Here is a 16,999-nt window from a genome sequence, read left to right as displayed (position 1 = left end):
TAGGAACATGAGACGATTCACTGCAAAGAAAGAGCCGCTTCAACGCTTTGGTCAAATCGGGTATTTTCACCGCAATGGCTTTACCATTGGAGTGATGGAAAGCCAATTGCCTGCTGTTCGCTAGAAGATAATGATTGCATCCACCAACGCAGATTTGGCTGGTGCACCCATCCACGTGCTGACACTGGTCACTGCATTGCAGACAAGCTTTGATTTTTTCGTTGTTTTGGGAGAGGAAGGGCCAGTTCGGCAAGCGCTGTTGGCACAAGGGGTCCCAAGCGTGGTATTACCCACACTCAGAAGCAGCATCAACCCGATTCGGGATTTTCTCTGTCTTCTGGCTTTCCTGAAAATTGTCCGATCAGAACGCCCTGACCTGCTTCATGCCCATAGCAGCAAGGCAGGCATGATTGCCCGTATGGCTGGGTATCTCCAGCGCTTGCCTTGCCTCTATACGGTCCACGGCTGGGGTTTTGGGGAGGGTCGTACAGCACTTCAGAGCACGCTGGTGTACTGGGTGGAACGGGCTTTTTCACACATTGCGGTACGGCTTACCTATTTGTTTCCAACGCTGACCAGCAGGTTGGAATAGATAGACTGAAAATTCGGCCAGATCGGTGCCTGACTGTCCATAACGGTATGCCGGATCACGGTTACCGCGCGAAGGTTGGGAGTAGTATTACAGTCGTCATGGCTGCACGCGCTTGTCACGCGAAAGACCATGACATGCTACTGAAGGCGTTTGAAGATTGCCGCACTTCCTTTAGATTGGTGCTAGTTGGCGAAGATACTGACTCACCCAAATTTCATGCCCGTGTTCTGGCTGGAGCGCCAACCAAGCACGCACAAGTCGACTGCCTTGGCTTAAGCGACCAGGTACCGCAACTGCTGGCACAAGCGGGAATATTTGTGCTGTGTTCCCGATACGAGGGCCTGCCACTTTCGATCATCGAGGCCATGTGCGCTGGCCTGCCCATTATTGCTACGGACGTGGGCGGCGTACGCGAGTTGGTTGAAGATGGTGTCAACGGATTCCTGGTACCGGCGGGCAATCAACCAGCACTTTCCAATTGCCTTGACCGTTTGCAAAGCGACACGGTACTCAGAGTCCGCATGGGGCAAGCAAGCCGCGAACGCTACCTGTCAAGCTTTGGTGACAAGCAAATGGCGATGGCTTTGGCGCAGCGGTACCGTGCCATGCTTGGTACAGTGTGATGAACTTGCCACAACCTATGCACACGGCACCCACCAAAACAACAACACACACTGATCGCGGCAAGATGGCCTCGTCTGTTGCGCGGCGACAAAATGCCCAACTGGGATGGTCTTTTGCGGGCTGCATCACGCTGGTGCTGAGCTACGCCATTGCCCGGGGGCTGATGTGGCTGGAATGGGCGACACCGCAATTTGCGCAAACAGTGCTGTGGTGCACATTGCCCTACCTGCTGTGCGCGCACTGGATTTACCGCGGGGCAAGCCTGCCGGCTGCCGAGCGCACTAGTATGCTGCTAGTTACAACAGTGATGCCTTTTCTATTGCTGATGTTGGGGTTTGCGCTGTTTCAAGAACCCTATTCACGGGGCGCTGTATTACTGGTCTATGTTTTGAGTACCGCATGGTTTGTGGTGGGAGACCGGTTACGCAAACGCATTCGTGCACAGCGCCTGGTTTGCCTGGATTCTGGCATCGCCGAACAACTTAAGACTTGGTGCGGGAGCGGAGGGCTTAATAGTCGGGACATTGAACTGCATCCGATACCGACCGATCCCGTAGAAGCCTCGGTGCTTGAGGCCTTTGACGGCGTCGTGCTGGACCGTCGGGTTGCGGCCAACCCCGAGCGCAGCCGATTGTTAGGCAGGCTCAAACTCGGCCACATGCGGCTGTACAGCGTGGAGACCGTTGCCGAATTACTCAGTGGCCGCAAAATGCTGCCCAGCGAGCAAGACGAACTTTGGGAGCTCGACGGCAACCCCGCCTATGACGTGGCCAAGCGCGCAATGGATGTGCTGATGGTGCTGGCAACCGCGCCAGTGTGGCTTGGAATTTGTTTTTTGGTGGGCTTAGCCGTGCGCCTGAATTCCGCAGGACCGGCGCTGTACTCCCAAATGCGCGTTGGGCAGAACGGACATCCATTTCGGCTCTGGAAATTTCGCAGCATGCGCCACCAGGCGCAGGAGTCTGAAGCCCAGTTTGCACAGACGAATGACGCACGCATCACAGGTGTAGGTCGCTTCATACGGCGCTGGCGCTTGGACGAGTTGCCGCGTTGTACAACGTCTTGCAGGCCATATGGGAGCCTGATTGGTCCACGCCCCGAACAATTGACGTTTGTGGACGCCTTTGCTACCCGCATTCCGGCCCTATACGTACCGCCATTTGGTGCGTCCGGTTTGACTGGGTGGGCTCCAAATACAGCAGGGGTACGCCGACAGCGAAGAGGTGCGGCTGTTAAGCTCAGCTATGACTTGCATGACGTTGCCCACTACTCCATGGCGTTGGACTTGCTGATTTTCTACAAGACTGTTCGGATCGTACTAAATGGGTTTGGGGCTCGGTAGTATGTCTATTCAATACAACCTGATTCCATTCTCTGAAACAGTGCGAGATGCCTATCTTGACCTGCTGACCCAGCAGCAGAAGGAAGTTGCGCTGGGCAAACTGGAGTGGAAATTTGCTAACAACCCAAAAGGTTTGGGGATGATTGCTTCGGCGACGAAAGATGGAAGAATTGTGGGCATCAATGCCTTTATGGCAAACATGTTTCAAGTCGATGGTTTTCTTCGCGGGTTACCAGTCCATGGATACCGTTGTAAGTCCGGACGTCAGAGGGCAAGGCGTGTTTGGTCGGTTAGTTGAGACTTTTTACGACCAATGTAATGCTGAGTTGGTTTACGGTTTTCCCAACAGCAACTCTGCCCCGGATTCTTTGGAAAGTTGGGATGGACAAATTTCGGCGCCGTTCCGATGTTAATCCGCCCTTTGCGAACGGGTTATTTCTTGAAACGTTTTGTCGGAATCGCGCCAGATTTTCGCATCCCTCTACTGTCTCAAATCCATGTGTCGACGGAACGGATAACCCGTTTTACTCAACAAGACACGGAGACTTGGATGAAGTTTTCTTCTTCCAATTTCTGCTCAGTTCAACGGGATGCGGATTTTCTGAATTGGCGACTGATGGATCACCCAACGGAAAATTATGACACCCAACGCGCAGTGGACGGTTCATTTGTTGCGTCAACGCTCCCTCAAACATGCAGGTTCCGTAGGTTATGTGATGGAAGCAATCGGAGATGAAGCAACGCTTGCGGCACTGATTGGGACTACTCTTAGGCAAATGCAAACTCGGGGAGCTGACGTGGCGTTGGCATGGTGCCTGCCGGGTTCTCCGAACTACCGCGCATACCGCAAGGCTGGGTTTTTCCCTTTTCCTGTAGGCCTCAGACCTATCGTTGTTAATTTCGGGGCGCGCCCAATACATTGCGTTTCATCAACAATCGCCGAAAAGTTGAAGTGGTATATCAGCTACTTGGATTCGGACACTGTGTGATGCCTGGTATTTTCATACTGTCACTTGACTGCGAAGGTAAGTGGGGCATTGCAGACCAGCTCAATGAATCCCACCGCGAGTTTCTAAGCGATGCTCGCTTGCGTGTGGCCTACGCTTCGGTTGTGGCATTGCTTGACCAATTTGGGCTGAGTGCTACGTTCGCATTTACCAGTCTTTTTACATTGCCCCAATTCAACTCCGAGCCTTCCGGGCGAGGAAATTTCATACCGCCTGCCATATACCGTAAGTGCATTTAATGATTTCAAACTGGGATTGTTTGAAGGTTGGTCTGCGCCGTGGGCAAGGGATATGGTGACATCCCGCCATGAGATTGCTTGTCACGGCGTTACACACACGCCATGGGACTCCATGGACGAGGAACAAGCGAAGTTTGAATTGGCACTTGTTTCACTAACAGAAAATCACACATTCGTCTTTCCGCGTAACAGGGTGCGGCACTTGGAGCTTCTGTCGCGCAGGTTTTAGGGGGGTATCGTCTAGCGCCATCCGAACGGTCGCGCGTATTATCCCTAATGAGCGAATTGAGCCATTTTCCGCTGCGGCGGAGAAAAATCCATCAATAGTGGCCCCCCAATCTATCCCGGCTGGTTACTTCATCAATTGGCTATCAGGACTAAGGCGAAGCGTGCCCCTGGGCTGTACACGTCTACGTGTGCGTCACATCCTGGAAGACGCAGCGCGTTCCTGTGGAGTTGCACACTTCTGGACACATCCAGAAAACATCGCTACCGCACCTGAAACTTTGCTGAACTTACGGACAGTGCTTGAAGAGGTCGCCCGCTTACGCGCTCAAAACAAGATAATTTGCATGACCCAATCCCAATACTGCGACCATCTTTCGGCGATGGCACCGTAGTCTCTAAGCTTGTGCGGCGTTACAAAGCAAGTTAACAAGCTGCGGCCCAGTTTGCTGCAAACAAAAATGTTTCTCGACTTGAAGACGCCCTGCCGCCCCCATTTGAGATCTTAAGGCACGGTCATCCAATAGTTTTGCCAATGACTCATGCCACTCGTCGGGAGTGCGAACCAAAAAGCCAGTCACCCCCTCTTGAACGATCTCCATATTTGCGCCAACCTTAGATGCCACCACGGGCAATCCACACCCCATGTATTGGATCAATTTGTAGCCGCATTTGCCCTTTTCAAATGGCCCATCTAACAAGGGCATAACGCCGACGTCACACTCATGAATGCACTGCGCTTCGGTATCCTCATTCCAACTCACCACCTCCACCTGAACACCTGCCATTTCAAAAGTTCCAGAACCAATTACGCGAAGTACAAAAGGTATCTGTGAAGCAAGACGCCCTAATGGCTCTCGCAGAGCATCCAAATAATGAGCAGTACACGGGGAACCAATCCAAACGATACGAGGTAAGCCATTGTGTGGGTCATAGTAACGTGCTGTAAATGGATAACGCAACAAATCAATGACAGTAGGAACAACCTCTACCCAACGCGCCCCGGCGTCACGGGCACGGCGCGCTAGGTAGTCGTTTCCCGCAATGACCAAAGCCGCTTCTGCCATTAAGCCATCCAACCGACGTCCGAAAATCTGCCGTACCCATTCCCATCTATGCTCATCGTAGTAATGAAAATCAGCATCGTCGTAGTCCAGTACATAAGGCACCCCGCGCAAGAGCAAACGCTCAATCCATAGCGGCCACCAAGGCAAGGATTCTTTCTCTATCCAAAGCAAACTGAAATTGCGTCGTCCCAACAATGCTAGCGTTCGTTCAGAATATGCTTTCAACACCGTAGTGACGCGGTAAAAACCCTGCTGATATCGGGAAAGCAAAGCGGCATCGGACAACAATGACTGCGTCACGACCTCTACCCCTGCTCTTTGAAACGCCGGCAAATACTGTAAGGAACGCAGGCGCGTTGAGGCGCCCATTCGTCCGTACTTCGCCAGCAGTAATATACGCACCCTACTCACAGACCGGTGCCCCTCAAAAACCATTGAAGTATCCAGCGCAACAACAGTCCATAAGCGACCCAGGTCTCTATCACTTGCTTTTTTGAGCCTCTCACGAAAGCTAGCACTGAACGCGAGACTAATTCCAAAAATAAGGTCACAAACATCACACAGATAAAACCTGCAACGGAAAAGTGTTTGGCTGCGTACTGAAGTCGGCTGCGAAGTGAATAGAACAGTCGTAACGATTTAACCTGTTGGGAAGATCCAACACCAAAAGGAAACGCACCAACATCCGCAAGGCACACACTGCGCCAGCCAGCCAGCCGCGCAAGCAAAGAAAAGTCGACTTCTTCAAAATAGACAAAAAACGCTCGTCGAAGCCCTCCAGCTCATGAAACACTCCGGAACGGACCAGGAAATACGCCCCGATGACCTGATCGACCTCGACCACGGTATCTGACTGCGCAACTCCACTCGGTAACTCAGCTATTTGCAACGATGAGAGACCTACCGCAAGCTTAAGAATGGTCCATACGCTGGGAAAACTAGCAAAGCTTGTCGTATATTTTCCACGCTGGTCTTCTAACCGAACACCACAAATCCCAATGTCGGCGCTGGACGTTGATGACATAAAGTCTAGTGTACTGGCGCGCGTTCTTTTGTACAAACGGACATCGGGATTCAAAAACAAAATGAATTCTCCCGTGGCCAACGCAGCTCCCTGATTGCACGCAACACCAAAACCTCTGTTGCCGTCATTGGCCACCAAATGCAGCGGTAATCCGATATGGGCCAGACCTTGGGCAGAGCCATCTGTGGAAGCGTTATCCACAACGATGACTTCTTTCAGCACAATACCTGTCATATCCGAACTTACGATCGACTGGCAACACTCCCTAAGCATGTCCCCAGTATTCCAATTCACGATAACAATAGAAACTGCAATGCTCACTTCTTAACCAATAGAAAATCTATTTCGTAGCAAGAAATAATGCCCGTCAACATATCTTCATAAAACTCTTGGTTATATGTAAACAGATTAACGAACCACTGGGCTACTCTTTTGAAACCATACCGCACATAGAAGGGGGGCGAAGATTTAAATAGCAAAGACACTTTCTCCAATTTCAAGACCGCTTTATGTCAGTAACTTGGCACCTTCCGGGAGAACAAATCACATTCCGCAAAGTAGCAAAAAGTGTACAAGCCGAAAGGTGTTTTATGCGTTGGATCCGAATAGAAATAGGGATTGGAAAAATGGGGAACAATGACTCTTAACTCGCCTCCGGGCTTCAGGACACGCTCCAGTTCTCTAATAAGTGCTCCCAATTCGATCAGATGCTCCATAAAATGACTGGAGTAAATACGATCAACCGAACCATCTGGTAGTAATGCAAGTACCTCATGCACATCACCCACGATATCAACGCCTGGAAATTGCAGCACATCTATACCAATGCTAGCAATGTCTTTCTTTCTCGGACCACACCCTATATCCAACACAACTGGAGATGGGCTATTGCCCATATTTTTAATAATATTGTTTACGTCAATTATCATTTTAAGCAAACAACTACTAATAAATTGGAATTAATGACGGCAGGCTACAAAAAAATACGATATAAAATTCAACCCAATTCACGTATTTTCGTATAATGAAAACTATTTTATAGCCTTAAATAAAAACAGTGGTTCATGCATATTAACACCATGAAGTGATGCGTCACAGTCAATCAAATTATCCTGGTGCCTTCGGACTTTTGCCTCAAAGCCAAAAGATTCTATGAAATGAATAATGTCCCGACCAAAGAGTCGAACATGGTCCTCCTGCCCGTAAGCTTGGAGCCTCGCTTCCGGCGTGACTATTCCTTCATCCTCAAATGTTTTTGTTAGCACCGTACTGTAGGGCACTTGAAGCAAGGCGAACCCATTTACAGTCAGTATACGGTGGATTTCATTCAACGCTGTACTAACATTAGAAACATGCTCCAATACATGGTTGGCAATTACCAAATTAAATGTAGCATCTTCAAATGTTGTAGACATCAAATCTACACACAATACATCCTTAGAAATTGGATATAAATCTGCCTGTATGTAGAGCTTAGGTTCGGCCATTTGTATATGCTTCGAAAACTTTGACTCTGGCGCAAAATGTAAAACCTTTTTCCCCCTTACAATTGCACCTAAAAGTGATGCGTTTAAGTATAGCTTGAGGTGTCTCTCCCTATCGTGACTGCCACATTTTGGGCATGTATGATTATCTACATCGCTTCCAATCACGTTTAAGTTCTGCATCAGAGTAGGCATTCCTTTGGTGCCCGATTTGTATGGCAAAAAGTACGGTGACGACTTCTTACAGTAGCAACAGAACCTCGATCCAAACGGGATGCATGCTGCAATATTTTGCGCCAATTTAATTCGTATACGTGCAAAAATCACTCTCAACGATCGGATTTGAAACTTACCGATCATGAGCGACTCTTAAGCCATTACACAATTTCAAAGCCCTACAAAGTCTTCGAAAAACCCCAACATTTGCTTTTGCTAAACCCAAAAAGAAGCCGACGACAAATATTTTTATTCGCTTTCGGTTTATCTCCACGTATAGTCTCCTAAACCAATATGCCAAAAACCGCACACTCTTCAGTCCTATGCTGTCTTTCACAATTCGAGCCCATAGATCTTGATAAACAACCTCATATATATCATTCAAATCATTGTTTCTAAAAGCATAACTTAAAACATTTAGATAGAGAGCTCTGACTTTTTGATTCTCATTTCGAATCATCGATTGACTAGAATTATGTCGATAGGTCACATATGGAGCATTAATATAACCAAGATGCCCTAACATTGCCAGGTTGACAGATACATGGTAATCAATAAAAAACTGGGGGCAATCTAAAATACACCGTTTGTACTTAGAATAGTAAACTAGTGAGCTATGATTTAGAAAGTTTCCTTTTAACAGCAAGAATCGTAAATCGAATTCGTTTGGAAGGGTGTTGTTGAATACTCCAATAGGCCTGTAGTCCGCTTCGATGGTCCACGCGTTGGTAAAGCAAGCGACACAATCAGGATAGGCGTAAAAATGGTTTAGCTGCGCTTGAAGTTTCCTGACCCCAAAAATCATCGCCATCTAAGTGCGCAATGAATTCTCCCTGTGCTTCTATGACCATTTGTTTCAAATTTTCACATGCACCAATGTTCTTCTCCCTACAAACATGGCGGATTCGTCCTGGATATTTAGCTTCGAGTTCGTTAATGATTTGAGTTGTGCCGTCTATGGAATGGTCATTGCCAACAATAATTTCAACATCCCTTCTAATTCCTGCGCAAGAACACTTGCAACACAGTTCCGAATATACATCTCATGGTTGTATGTTGAAATGCAAACTGGAAACTTTTGGCCAATTCATCTATTTCGCTGCGCGATTTTGACATTTTCTCAAACCCAGCTCTTGGCTATATATCTGAAATATGGCTGACTTAAAAAATTCAACATTATGGAAATCGTTCCAACAAATACTAGTATTATTAAAATTGAACTGCGCCCGTTCGGCCAAAGGTTGAATTCTGTCATACTATTTTCAAATAAAAATAGAAAAATTAGCGAGTACTTTGCCGGAGTGACGATATCCCTTGCCAACCATCGCATATGCAGGCCTTTAGCTAAGCTCCTGTGAACCACTGGTAGCCAAAACAGAAAATAGACCAAATTTGTCAAAAACCAAGCGTATCCGGCACCAATTGCACCAAGGTACTTGATCATAGCCAACAGCATTGGTACATAGACGATCAGAAATATCACGCTACCAATAAGATGCAATTTTAACTTACCATTGGCATACTGCAAATAGTATGGAAATGCCGCTAAAGCCAACAATCCATTTCCCAGTGCATATAAGCTCATCAATGCGCCTCCCTGTGTTGCCACAAGGCGGTCTCCGGTCCATACAAACATAATCTTCCATGAAAAACTAGAAAGCAAATAACAAAGAGGTGCCACTAGCATGGCTACTACCTGTGTCATTTTTTCATATAAAAGCATCAGTTCTCACGATCTCCTGCGCGTGAAGCCTTGCGAGCCTAGGAAGTAGTGCATTGCTCAATGGTCCAACGACTAGGGGTACACCACTGGCGCCATTGCTGCCAATATGAAAACACCATATTGGGTTAATGGTAGCCGCCAAGACAGCAGCAACTTATCCAACTGCGTCATCATTGCCCATGATAGCGGCAAGCGAAATAGTAATTGAGAATCCAAGAAGCTGCTTCACTGACACTAACAAAACTTCTGGCGACCAACTTACATGCTCGTTATTTATCAGGGGTGGCAGCATTTCACGAGATTTGAAATAGAATCCCATTAATTCTATTATTCCAACAACACACTGAAAGTAAAAAAAAATCTTAAGCGATCCGTCGAAGATTATGAATATTGGGATAACTCCGATGAATCGTAGAGAAGCGATTATTGTACTAAATACGCTTAGCCATATAAATTCCTCCATCCCAGTTAATACGCTGCGATAAAACCCAGACATCCATCGCATTACGACAATTCCGCTGATCATTTGCAAACAGGTTGTGACCGTGTCGGCGTTTAGACTTTCAATGTTTAGCCAGGACAATGCAAGTCTAGACGAATTGGAATAAAGAAATAGTCCGCCAAACGCACCCACACCTACGAAGATCAATTCCAGCGCAAACACCAAGCGGCGATATGTCAAAACGTTGAGCGCTTTGGCTCTGAAACGCGCTGTCTCACGCACTAATGTCAAGCTCAACCCCATGTCAAGAAGGCCAAACCAGATTTGAATCGCCGCGTAAAACCGACCAATCCATACGCCCCAATTCCCATGTAGTGGAGGTACATGGGTGCCATGACTATACCTATCAAAGAAACATATATTTGACTTAAGTAATTGGCAATGATGCTGTGTTTGAAAGACATCTTGCAACTTAGCCTGTCGTTACCTTGCACACGATTAATTGCTGTTCCAGTACCAATAAGTCCCTCTTCCGTTCCGCGATACGGCGAGCAGGATTACCAGCGTAAATTCCGAATTCTTTGCAACTTTTAGTCACCAAACTCAGTGCACCTACTGCTACTCCATCTTCCAAGGTGACCCCAGGCAGGATGACACAGCCGCTACCAACGATGACGTGTTTGCCAATGCGCACCTGCAAATGCTTGGCACCCGTATATATGTTTGGTACTGTGGGATTGGTCATGAACGAGCCAGAATAGTCGTCACTACTAGAGTAAATTGAGACTCGCGCCGAGAGCCCACTAAAATCTGAGAGCGTAATCTTCTCTGCCCCGATTAGCGACGCATAAACTGATATATGGACATAGTTCCCAATATTGATTCCGCCATCTCCTGCAGACAGCGTGCAGTAGTCGTCAATTCGAACGTTATTGCCTAGGGAAATTCGTGCGGCGCCATAGAACGAAGCCTTGTCTGAAATATTAACGTTTTCTCCCAGTGAGCAGAATCCCATTTTTTCGACTAACTCACGTGTCAGTGCTGCCATCTTATATTCTCGCGATAAGTTCGGCTACTCGTTGCTGGTCCGATATAGTTAAGGTTGGATATATAGGCAGGCAAAGCACTTTTCTGCGGCATCCGCTGCTACGGGTAGATTATTTCGCTGCGCTGAAGGTATACCCCGGTACATCGGAAAATCCGTGATTAGGGGGTAGAAGTAGCGTCGCGCGTAGACTCCATGCTCTTTTAACTTATGGTATAGCTCATCGCGGTTGAGTGGGTAGTCGGCTTGGATCAGAATTGGAAAGTATGCATAGTTTGCTATTTTTTGTCCTCCATCGCCTAGGCAGTGAACACCCCTCAGACCTGCGAATAGCCGACGGTACGTTGTATCAATTGCTTTACGCATTTTCAACGCTTCGTCTATATATTTCAACTGTAGCAGACCAAATGCGGCGTTGATTTCGCTCATTTTGCCGTTTATACCTGAAGCAACAACAGTCGTTTCATCTACAAAACCAAAATTCTTGAGGTGATCTATGTGTAACTTGGTTTTGGCATCAGGACAGACAATGGCCCCTCCTTCGAATGTATTGAAAACCTTGGTTGCATGAAAACTAAGAATAGATAAGTCCCCAGGCGAAGCACGCTACCCCGGCATCTTCCACCCCAAAGGCATGTGCTGCATCGTAGATTACTTTTAAATTGTAGTTATTCGCAATCTTCTCGATAGCAACCACGTCACATGGATTTCCATAGCAGTGCACAGGCATGATGGCGCTAGTTTGTGGCGTGATTGCCGATTCAATTTTCTCGGGACTGAGGTTGAGTGTGTTTGCATCAACGTCCACAAATATGGGCTTAATTCCGTTCCACAGCAGGGAATGGGATGTTGCAACAAACGAATACGGGGTCGTAATAACCTCTCCCGTTATACGTAACGCTTGCAGAGCAGTTAGCAGCAATTGTTCCATTGGTAAACAAGGCTAGGTGTTTTACACCGAGATAGGCACATAGCGCCTGCTCCAATTGATGATGGAACGGACCGTTATTGGTTAGAACTTTTCTGTCCCATATCTGCTGCAAGTACGGGATGAATTCTTCCAAAGGCGGCAAATAGGGCTGCGTCACATAGATATGATCTGACATGGTGTTTGTAGACTACAGGTTCGCTATCTTGCGTATATTTTCACTTGTGCGAGCGGTCGATTAAATCAGGGTAGTTCAACGGCGTTAGTTTGGGGTACTTTTCGTAGCAAGCTCAGTCCAATCTGCTCTTAATCTTTGCATAGGCCTTAGCACCGTGCGTGCACGCATTACCCGGAGTTGGCGGGCTGCCCTGCCGGATTGCCATCTGCGCCAACGCCAATGCGTAACGATTTTGTGTAGCAGGCCAAGGGTACCGTAACGCAACCATCTTTACCAATTCAATTTCCTGCTCAGGCATGCCTGGTCGTGGGGTCACGCGGCCGCCATAAAGCAACGCATCGAGCTGGGATAGCAAATGAACGGTTGGTCTCTCGTAATCTTGTGGCGTTTGGCCCACGCGTACCGCCCCCAAAACGAACGACCCGGAAGTCCTCCTCGACCGCCCGATATTCAAATGCGGACCAAACCAACAGGGTGGTTCTGATGGCAAGCCCGATCGCTACCGGTTTGATGCCCCACTTTAGGGGGCCAGCCTAAATGTCCATCCAGCGCGCCCAATGCAAACATAACTGGCACCAAAAAATATGCGTATGCGAACGGAAATTCCACCATCGAATGGACGGCTACGGGGACAACCACCGCCAGACAATACCAAGACACCATGTCGCCGATTGCACGAAGACGACGCCACAACCACGCCCCCGTCATAAGCACAATCAATATGGTCAATGGCAGTCCAATGCCCAGCGCAAGATCCAGCAAAATATTGCATACGTATAGGCCTCGGCTAAACACTGTATGCATCAACGACTGCATTGTGGGTAGTTGACACTTGCTCAACCCCCACCCAGCCATGGGTGTAATAGCATGGCCTGCAGAAGCTGCAGCCAAATAGACCAGCGATTAAAGGCACTGGGTTTTGCCGGCATCGCAACGCCCTGGCAATTGATAAAACTGCCCATCCAAACCGGCCAGTACCAATAGATACAAAATACGCCCCAACCAGTACGACTCACCCAAGGTTTCAGTTGGGCTGCGATAGTTTTGCGCTTGCAAACCACCAGACGCTCAAGACCAGAAAGCCCAGTACACCCGCACGCGATTCTGTGGTTGCTAAACTGATAATCAACACGAGCGCCATCAACGATGCTGCAATGGCCTCCGGAGTTTCTTGGATTCCAGCAAGAGGAGCAGACTGGCGATGCCTATCAGAAGCAATGTAGCCAATTGATTGGGTTGCCCCAGATTTGCACCGGCCGCCGCACACTGGGCATACCGTTAATCCAGGCAAATTCGCTGATAGTTCCAACGCTTTGAGCAACGCTATAACTGCTGAGACCAATGCACCTGCCAACAGACAGCTGCCATTCCTGGCAACCAAGCCAGATTTGTCTCGACTACTGTAATACCCCCAAACCAAGCATGCGATGCACAATAGCAAATAGGCCCAGTCGACAAGCACATCCCCGATAAACGGAATCAACCCAATGCCCCACTGCACGCCAATCAGCACGCACAGCCAGAGCAAAGGCCTTGCAGCAACCGGGGAGTGAAACGGTAGAGGTTGCCCTTTCTTGCCTGGGAGAAAACCCAACGCCCAAGCAAAGCACAACGCAGCTAAAACGCCAATACTCACCATGCCAACTGACCCAAGGCAATATGTGAAGTGGCTGCATCCAACTGGCAAACAGCAGCAAAAAGCCTGACAAGTACATAAGTAAATACGCAAAAAAAACGCCCCAAATGGGGCGTTCAAAAAACCATTGAATGGCTTAGTTGCCGCGGCAAGAACCAGGCAAGTATTTTGGTGTAATGCCATTGGTGGCACCTGGTCCGCAGATCCATTTGTAAACAGTAAGGCTCACATCCGTGCTAGCGAATGCAGCACCGGTGGAGTCTTTGGACGGGGTCAGCTCTACAGTTCCGCCTGTTACTACAGGGTTTCCGGTGTTTTTAATATTTTGGCTGACCACCGTGATTTACCTGTGCCATCAGTGGCAATAGACTTTCTTATTACCGCGAAGTAGGAACAGACGACTCGCAAGCCCAAGCATTAGCGCCTGGCAAGGAAACGGATGACGACTGGATAGTCTCTGTGATGGAAGTACGGCAACCGGACGCCGCCAGAATGACTTCCGAGTTTTTGGCACGGATGGTGTAGTCTTGTACAGCAGGCAAAGCCACCGCAGCCAGGTACCGATGATCGCCACAACGATCATCAATTCGATCAGGGTAAAACCCTTTTGCATATAGCGCTTCATTTGAAACTCCTTGCCGAAAAAATAACAAGAACGATAGAGCAGGTTTCGTGCCAAGGCGTTCTAGGCATCAACCTTCCAAAGAGCGACGGCAATTTCGACAGAAATGGATGAAGTAAGGGCAATTTTTGGCGCAATGTATTTTGTTTTGACATTTTTGTCACAAATACCGTCGGCTATTTGATACAAACCTGCCGCACCATCTTCAAGTCCGTCAGCCCCATCATGATCTTCTCCAAGCCGTCCATTTTTAAGGTTCGCATGCCACCCTCTACCGCAGACGCAAACAACTCTGACACGCGTGCGCGCTCCTGAATGAGTTTTTTTGACACCATCATCCGCCACCAGCACCAGTCCAACCCGGCCTTTGTAGCCTGTCTTTCCACATTTCTCACAGCCAACCGCCTTGTAGAGCTTGATGTGACCATCCTCACCATAGGTTTTGAGCCAGCTATCCACAAGCTTTTTTCGTTCGCCCTCTGGGTCGGCCTGCCAGGCTTTGGAATGGCGTAGCTCTTCGGAATACTCTGTCACGAAAAGACGAAATTCGTCAGCGTTCGGGCACGTAGGCAACCTTGGTAGTCGCACAATTTCTTAAGTAAGGCTGAGCCAAGATACCCAAGAAGGCATCGGCAAAATTGAAAGGTCCATGCCCGTCCATCAACCGCGTGATGGACCCGGGTGCCGAATTGGGTAAGGAGAGAAGACCAGGTGGCCAGTCAACGATGCCTCGACGCCCATGGACAATTGCTTTTGTCGCGCGACCCACTCCACCGTGATGATGTCGGGGTCCGCCCGCAAGAAGGCACGCGGTGATGAGTGAAGTCAATTCCCGCTTTTTGTTGACCTGAACCCGTCGCAACCTCTGGGTGATTGACCGGGTCCTCTGGAACAGTCCTGATTTTGGTGTCTGGTGTTGAGAAACTTGAGAATGGAATGCAGGTGGTGGTTTTGCCGGTTCCAGTTGGGCCACATACATAAACAGACCGTAGGGTTTGCTGACCGTAGCCTCCGGCCGCGCCTTGTTGTGCGGAGTAAGCCCCAGCTTTTCTCCAACGGAATGGCTCGTGCGGCCAGAATCCGTATGACCACGTCTTCCACGCCGCCTGCAGAAGGAATGGGGCTACACGCAGTTCAACGTCCAACGGGCCGTATTTCTTGAACTTGATCTTTCCGTCTTGCGGTTTGCGGCGCTTGAAAACGTCTAGTCACATGATCTTCAAGCGCGAAATTATTGGCGGAAGTGCGCAGGCACTGAGCATACGGCACCAAGCCGCCATCAATGCGAAACCGAATACCGGTCTGAACTCGCCGGGCATGTGGTTCCATTATGAGAATGCCGAGGCCTTTTGTTTGTAGGCATCGATAATCACTTTATTGACAAATTTGACCAGTTCATTGTCATCGGCAGCGGACTCAATGAGTCGTCATTGAAGCTGTCGTCAACCGGCCCGCCGTCCATGCCAGCGAGCAGTTCGTCAACCGTGGTTCCGTTTGCTAAGGCGCTAAACAGCTGCGCCAGCGTTTCTGAATTCGGTCTGCGTGGTGACCCGGCACGCAAATTTTGAAAATACGGGGATAGACCTGCGGCACAACCTGCGAGCTACGTTACCGCCCTTCAGGGTCCATGCATACAAGATTACCAGCCTCGGGCGACTCCTCCAGTGGAATCCAGCCCTGCCTTACCATGAATTCCTGCTTGAGCGCACCGTGCAACATTTCGGAGCGTATGCGACCTGATTGAACGCTTCATAGGGGAACACCAAAAACTTGCCCAGCGAAGGGCCAACGTGAAGCGGCTTGATTTGTACTGCGCCTGAGCAGGAATTCTACGGACCGTCCTTCTGCCCGCGTGTTCTGAATACTTGGCTGAGCCTCATCGTCGGTCAAAGTCCGACCGCAACCAGTGGATCGTATTTTATTGCCTTCTGCGCGGGGCAGATCCTACGCCATCGGGCCCGTTGGACGGATGGCAGTGGCCAGTGTCTTGAAAAAAGTTCTGCTACACCATCGACTTCCAAGTCGCCAAAGGGCTCATCACTTTGTTGTTCATAACCCGCGGCACGCCATGCAGGGTGCTTCCCTCCAAAATAGGTGTTACCAGCATTTGCTTCTGGTGCGGGGTAGCCCGACCGTTTGTCCACCACTTTCAAAGGTTAGCGCAGGATGGACCTGCTTTGAGGGCGTCATCATCATAGAGACATCGGTCAAATTTAGCAACTTGCGGCTGAATGCAACATAACCGGCAATGCTCTGAGGAGAAATGGGCGCTTAAGGTCACCCCCGCTATGAGGCCCGCTTTTATCTTGGAAACAATGGACGATTGGTCTTCATTGACGGCAGTACAAGGTCAATCGATCCATTGGGCAACTTGCAAATATCCTCTCTGGCTTCTAGCATGACGTGTTCCTAGGTTTTCCGTGTCATGAAAGCGCGAAGTCTCATTGGTGCAGTTGCCAGTAAAACAGGGCTTCAAAAGCATGCCCCGCTTTTTTTCGACGGCAGCTTTTGTGATTCAAAGAAGGCCTAAGCCCGATGCTTTCTCGGATGTTCCTGCCGGTACGACGGTACTCTTACATTTCAAACTCCTGCCCGGCACGCAACC

General features: G+C 48.9%; 17 protein-coding genes and 1 pseudogene. 4 read left to right on the top strand and 14 right to left on the bottom strand.

Annotation, left to right across the window (positions count from 1 at the left end):
• The first annotated feature begins 130 nt into the window (after positions 1-130).
• The 4 genes from IPI80_RS04840 to IPI80_RS04825 are packed head-to-tail and all read left to right on the top strand — an operon-like array spanning position 131 to position 2,856.
• The gene (locus tag IPI80_RS04840) at positions 131-592 is read left to right on the top strand and encodes a glycosyltransferase (RefSeq protein WP_413857733.1); all 462 of its coding nucleotides are present in this window, start codon (positions 131-133) and stop codon (positions 590-592) included.
• A gap of 47 nt (positions 593-639) precedes the next feature.
• Positions 640-1,215 (top strand): glycosyltransferase, encoded by a 576-nt coding sequence (locus IPI80_RS04835; RefSeq protein ID WP_413857731.1) that lies wholly within the window; start codon positions 640-642, stop codon positions 1,213-1,215.
• 17 nt (positions 1,216-1,232) lie between these two features.
• Positions 1,233-2,558: a sugar transferase gene (locus tag IPI80_RS04830; RefSeq protein WP_413857729.1), complete on the top strand. Its 1,326-nt coding sequence runs from the start codon at positions 1,233-1,235 to the stop codon at positions 2,556-2,558.
• 1 nt (position 2,559) lies between these two features.
• Entirely contained in the window at positions 2,560-2,856 is a 297-nt protein-coding gene (locus IPI80_RS04825; RefSeq protein WP_413857727.1) for a hypothetical protein, read from the top strand.
• A 1,571-nt stretch (positions 2,857-4,427) separates the two neighbouring features.
• Here IPI80_RS04825 and IPI80_RS04820 read toward each other — a convergent pair.
• From IPI80_RS04820 to IPI80_RS04755, 14 genes and pseudogenes are all read right to left on the bottom strand, one after another.
• Complete coding sequence (locus IPI80_RS04820) at positions 4,428-5,396, bottom strand: glycosyltransferase family 4 protein (protein ID WP_413857725.1); 969 nt, start codon at positions 5,394-5,396, stop codon at positions 4,428-4,430.
• 256 nt (positions 5,397-5,652) lie between these two features.
• Positions 5,653-6,441, bottom strand: a complete 789-nt coding sequence (locus tag IPI80_RS04815; RefSeq protein WP_413857723.1) for a glycosyltransferase — start codon at positions 6,439-6,441, stop codon at positions 5,653-5,655.
• Between the two features lie 191 nt (positions 6,442-6,632).
• Complete coding sequence (locus tag IPI80_RS04810) at positions 6,633-7,049, bottom strand: class I SAM-dependent methyltransferase (protein WP_413857721.1); 417 nt, start codon at positions 7,047-7,049, stop codon at positions 6,633-6,635.
• Positions 7,050-7,151: 102 nt separating this feature from the next.
• Complete coding sequence (locus tag IPI80_RS04805; protein ID WP_413857719.1) at positions 7,152-7,787, bottom strand: methyltransferase domain-containing protein; 636 nt, start codon at positions 7,785-7,787, stop codon at positions 7,152-7,154.
• 779 nt (positions 7,788-8,566) lie between these two features.
• Positions 8,567-8,803, bottom strand: coding sequence for a glycosyltransferase family 2 protein (locus tag IPI80_RS04800; protein WP_413857739.1), 237 nt, complete (start codon positions 8,801-8,803; stop codon positions 8,567-8,569).
• Positions 8,804-8,940: 137 nt separating this feature from the next.
• Positions 8,941-9,525: a hypothetical protein gene (locus tag IPI80_RS04795; protein ID WP_413857717.1), complete on the bottom strand. Its 585-nt coding sequence runs from the start codon at positions 9,523-9,525 to the stop codon at positions 8,941-8,943.
• Between the two features lie 172 nt (positions 9,526-9,697).
• Complete coding sequence (locus IPI80_RS04790; protein WP_413857715.1) at positions 9,698-10,276, bottom strand: hypothetical protein; 579 nt, start codon at positions 10,274-10,276, stop codon at positions 9,698-9,700.
• Positions 10,277-10,457: 181 nt separating this feature from the next.
• Positions 10,458-11,033 (bottom strand): acyltransferase, encoded by a 576-nt coding sequence (locus IPI80_RS04785; protein WP_413857713.1) that lies wholly within the window; start codon positions 11,031-11,033, stop codon positions 10,458-10,460.
• Position 11,034: 1 nt separating this feature from the next.
• A pseudogene (locus IPI80_RS04780) lies at positions 11,035-12,136 on the bottom strand (DegT/DnrJ/EryC1/StrS family aminotransferase).
• Between the two features lie 450 nt (positions 12,137-12,586).
• On the bottom strand, positions 12,587-12,799 hold the full coding sequence (locus IPI80_RS04775) for a Wzy polymerase domain-containing protein (RefSeq protein WP_413857737.1): 213 nt from the start codon (positions 12,797-12,799) through the stop codon (positions 12,587-12,589).
• Between the two features lie 477 nt (positions 12,800-13,276).
• A complete protein-coding gene (locus IPI80_RS04770; RefSeq protein WP_413857735.1) occupies positions 13,277-13,363 on the bottom strand; it encodes a hypothetical protein in 87 nt (28 codons plus the stop codon).
• A 764-nt stretch (positions 13,364-14,127) separates the two neighbouring features.
• A complete protein-coding gene (locus IPI80_RS04765; protein ID WP_413857711.1) occupies positions 14,128-14,397 on the bottom strand; it encodes a prepilin-type N-terminal cleavage/methylation domain-containing protein in 270 nt (89 codons plus the stop codon).
• A gap of 60 nt (positions 14,398-14,457) precedes the next feature.
• A complete protein-coding gene (locus IPI80_RS04760) occupies positions 14,458-14,928 on the bottom strand; it encodes a hypothetical protein (RefSeq protein WP_413857709.1) in 471 nt (156 codons plus the stop codon).
• A 185-nt stretch (positions 14,929-15,113) separates the two neighbouring features.
• Positions 15,114-15,539 (bottom strand): hypothetical protein, encoded by a 426-nt coding sequence (locus IPI80_RS04755; protein ID WP_413857707.1) that lies wholly within the window; start codon positions 15,537-15,539, stop codon positions 15,114-15,116.
• Positions 15,540-16,999: the final 1,460 nt, after the last annotated feature.

The sequence above is a fragment of the Candidatus Aalborgicola defluviihabitans genome (genome assembly GCF_016705985.1).
Taxonomy (GTDB): domain Bacteria; phylum Pseudomonadota; class Gammaproteobacteria; order Burkholderiales; family Burkholderiaceae_C; genus Allorhodoferax; species Allorhodoferax defluviihabitans.
This window is presented reverse-complemented; position numbering and strand designations above follow the sequence as displayed.

Excerpts from the sequence above, each read along its gene's own strand:
- IPI80_RS04830 (WP_413857729.1), top strand. The coding sequence starts at position 1,233 with ATGCACACGGCACCCACCAAAACAACAACACACACTGATCGCGGCAAG.
- IPI80_RS04840 (WP_413857733.1), top strand. The coding sequence starts at position 131 with ATGATTGCATCCACCAACGCAGATTTGGCTGGTGCACCCATCCACGTG.
- IPI80_RS04805 (WP_413857719.1), bottom strand. The coding sequence starts at position 7,787 with ATGCAGAACTTAAACGTGATTGGAAGCGATGTAGATAATCATACATGC.
- IPI80_RS04785 (WP_413857713.1), bottom strand. The coding sequence starts at position 11,033 with ATGGCAGCACTGACACGTGAGTTAGTCGAAAAAATGGGATTCTGCTCA.
- IPI80_RS04765 (WP_413857711.1), bottom strand. The coding sequence starts at position 14,397 with ATGAAGCGCTATATGCAAAAGGGTTTTACCCTGATCGAATTGATGATC.
- IPI80_RS04775 (WP_413857737.1), bottom strand. The coding sequence starts at position 12,799 with ATGGTGTCTTGGTATTGTCTGGCGGTGGTTGTCCCCGTAGCCGTCCAT.
- IPI80_RS04795 (WP_413857717.1), bottom strand. The coding sequence starts at position 9,525 with ATGACACAGGTAGTAGCCATGCTAGTGGCACCTCTTTGTTATTTGCTT.
- IPI80_RS04810 (WP_413857721.1), bottom strand. The coding sequence starts at position 7,049 with ATGATAATTGACGTAAACAATATTATTAAAAATATGGGCAATAGCCCA.
- IPI80_RS04835 (WP_413857731.1), top strand. The coding sequence starts at position 640 with ATGCCGGATCACGGTTACCGCGCGAAGGTTGGGAGTAGTATTACAGTC.
- IPI80_RS04825 (WP_413857727.1), top strand. The coding sequence starts at position 2,560 with ATGTCTATTCAATACAACCTGATTCCATTCTCTGAAACAGTGCGAGAT.